Source organism: Stenotrophomonas maltophilia group sp. Smal32 (genome assembly GCF_030237085.1).
Lineage (GTDB): Bacteria > Pseudomonadota > Gammaproteobacteria > Xanthomonadales > Xanthomonadaceae > Stenotrophomonas > Stenotrophomonas maltophilia_Q.
In genome coordinates this window covers 1-3161 of the sequence record NZ_JASJSI010000196.1, presented here as the reverse complement: position 1 = coordinate 3161, position 3161 = coordinate 1, and the positions used below count along the sequence as shown (strand labels likewise).

The following is a 3161-nucleotide window of genomic DNA, read 5'->3' as shown; positions in this document are numbered from 1 at the left end:
ACGGCGTCCCCCGCGAACCCACCCCGCCCGGCCAAGCGCGGCTTTTGCTTCACGCGGCCAAACAGCCAGCCACGAGGGGCTGCGCCGTTGGCAGGAAACCTAGTACCGCTTGATCCCAGGCACAGTGCAGCCTTCCAGCTGCGCATGCGCCGACACCGCATTCTCCTTCTCGCCCCGTGCCAGGCGCGACTGCTCGATCGTCGCCCAGTGCCGGCGGCACAGCGGCCCCGTCTTCGAGCCCAGGTCGACCGCCTTGCGTGCGAACGTCTCCGCCTGCGCCCACTGCCCCTGCAGCAGCGCCAGCTCGGCACGCTCCTGCAGCACCGCCGGATCACCAGCGACGATCTCCAGCGCATGGTCCAGGCTGCTGGCGGCACCGGCCAGATCGTTGGCCTGGCGTTGCGCCTGCGCGGTCACCCGCAGGTCTTCCACCTGCGAATCACGCAGCGGCTGCACCGAAAGCTCCTTGTCGTCCGGGCCAGCGGCTGCGTCCACCGCGGCCAAGCGCTGCGCTGGCGTCGTGGTATCGACCGGCTTGACCACCGGCGGCGCACTGGTCACGCAGGCGGCCAGGGCCAGGCTGAGGCCGGTCAAGGCCAGGGGCTGCAGCAGGGATCGCATGTTCATCGGCATCATCGGCTCGGAGGAGGAGTGGCAGCGGCAGGCGCCGCGGCAGGTTCGGCAGGGGTGTCCGGCTTGCGGTCCAGGCCGAACCAGCTGCGCCAACCACCACCCTCGCCTTCGGCCTCGCCCTGCCCGTCCGGCGACACCGCCGGTGCGCAGGGCGCATAGGCCGGCGCATAGCCGACCACGAACGGGAAGCGGCGCGCTCCCGGGCAGCCCTCATCGGTCGTGTTGAGGCCGGTGGCGGCCACCGACTGCCAATCCAGGCCCTTGTTGCTGACCCGCAGCGGCGCACTGGGAAGGCGCTGGAAGATGCCCGACCAGACCCGCATCGCGCCAGTGGCGCCGTACAGGCCGGCCTGCTCGTTCTGGTCGTTGCCGATCCAGATCACCGCCAGGTGATCGCCGGTGTAACCGGCATACCAGCTGTCGCGACCATCGTTGGTGGTACCGGTCTTGCCGGCGGGCTGCAGGCGGCTGAGGCCATCGGCGTTGAGGCGCTGCGCGGTACCGCTGGCAACCACCTGCTGCAGGCCCACGCTGATCAGGTTGGCGGCAATCGAGTCGCCCTCCTGCGCCGGTGCCGGGGTCTTGTCGTAACGCTTGAGCAGCTTGCCCTGCGGATCGAGCACACCACGCACCGCGTGCAGCGGCTGGATCTCGCCACCGGACGCCAGGAACTGGTACAGCTGCGCCATCGCGTACGGGCTCTGGTCGGTCGAGCCGAGGATCACTGCAGGGTTGGCCTCAGCCTTGATGCCCGCCAGCACATGGATCAGCTGGGTCACGCGCTCGGGACCGACCTGCATGCCCACGCGCACCGTGGCCTGGTTGTAGGAGTGCGCCAACGCATCGATCAGGCGCACCGTACCGTGGCTGCGGTTGTCCGCGTTGCCGGGGTTCCAGTTGCGGCCGCGGCCGAGCTGCACGGTCACCGGTGAATCATCGACCCAGCTGGCCAGCGAGTAACGATCCGGCTGCGCCAGCGCCAGCAGGTAGACGAACGGCTTCAGCAGCGAGCCGACCGGGCGCTGTGCTTCGATCGCGCGGTTGAAGCCCACCTCGGACACTTCACGGCTGCCGATCACCGCCAGCACGTCACCGTTGTGCACGTCGGTCAGCACCATGCCGGCCTGCAGTTCGGGACGGCGCTTGCTTTCCAGCGACTTGATGGTGCGGGTCACCGCGCCTTCGGCATAGGCCTGCGCGGACGGTGACATGCCTGTCATCACGCTCAGGCCGGCGCCCTGCAGCGCCGATTCCGGATAGTCATGGCCGAGCTGGCGGCGAACCAGGTCCACATAGGCCGGGAAGCGGTTGGCCGCCACCAGGCCCGGCGTCTTGGGCACGCCCAGCGGCGCTTTCAGCGCACGCTGGTACTCGGCATCGTCGATCAGCGTCGCCTCGTGCAGCTTGCCCAGCACGAAATTGCGGCGATCCAGCGCACGTTCCGGATTGCGCCGCGGGTCGTAGAAGGACGGACCCTTGACCAGGCCGATCAGCAGCGCGATCTGCTCGGTTTCCAGCGACTGCAGGTCACGGCCGAACCAGAACTCGGCGCCGGAAGACATGCCGTGGATGGCCTGGCTGCCACGCTGGCCCAGGTACACCTGGTTGAGATAGGCCTCGAAAATGGTGCGCTTGTCGTAGCGCGCTTCCATGATCAGCGCGTACAGCACTTCGTTGAATTTGCGGGTGACCGTCTGTTCCTTGCCGATCCCGAGCAGACCGCTGCGAGCCAGCTGCTGGGTCAGCGTGGAAGCACCCTGGCGACCCTGGCCACCGGAGCGGATCGTCACCCACACCGCGCGCGCAATGCCGGACAGATCGATGCCGTGGTGGCGGTTGAAGTCCTTGTCCTCCACCGCCTGCAGGCCGGTCACCAGCAGGTCCGGCGCCTCGTCCATGCGGATCAGGCGGCGTTCTTCCTGCTTCTGCCCGTACAGGGTGGCAATACGTGCCGGGTCCAGGCGCGCAGCCTTCAGCGCCTTGCGGTTGTCGGCGTCACGCAGCGAGGCGACCGCACCGTCGGCCAGCGACAGTTCCAGCCGGCGCGGTGCGACGCGGCCATCCACATCGTTGTAGCCACGGCTGGAAATGACGAAGCGCCCGCCGTTCGCCGCATAGGTGGCCGGCTCCTTGCCCTGCCCGTCATCGCGGTAGGCGGATGCGGCGAGCTCGGTCTTCAGGGTCGCCGCGTCCATCGCCTTGCCCGGCGTGAGCACCAGCGGGCGGGCGTACACCCGGGTCGGAATCTGCCAGCGAAGTTCGCCGAAGCGCTGGGTCACCTGTTGGTTCAGGTACAGCGTATAAGGGATCAGGAAGCCCAATCCCAACGCGACCGCAGCCATGCTCCAGGTGATCAGGCGACGCCGCCACAGCGGGCTGTCGTCCTGCTGGTCGTCGTCGAAATCGTCGATGTCGTCGGAATCGTAGCGTCGGGGCACGGGGATGCAGGCAGGTAGGGTCTGGCGAGTCTAACGCAGGCACTGCGGTGGCTGGCAGGCGATGGACCGCGGTTTCACTGCAGTTCAAGC

The 3161-nt window shown here is 68.3% G+C and carries 2 protein-coding genes; both read right to left on the bottom strand.

What is annotated here, in order from left to right; translation table 11 throughout:
• Positions 1–99: 99 nt before the first annotated feature.
• The gene (locus tag QRO91_RS22175; protein ID WP_049430084.1) at positions 100–636 is read right to left on the bottom strand and encodes a hypothetical protein; all 537 of its coding nucleotides are present in this window, start codon (positions 634–636) and stop codon (positions 100–102) included.
• Positions 633–3071, bottom strand: coding sequence for a penicillin-binding protein 1B (mrcB, locus tag QRO91_RS22170; protein ID WP_285310580.1), 2439 nt, complete (start codon positions 3069–3071; stop codon positions 633–635). The genes QRO91_RS22175 and mrcB overlap by 4 nt, the downstream gene beginning before the upstream one ends.
• Between the last annotated feature and the right edge of the window lie 90 nt (positions 3072–3161).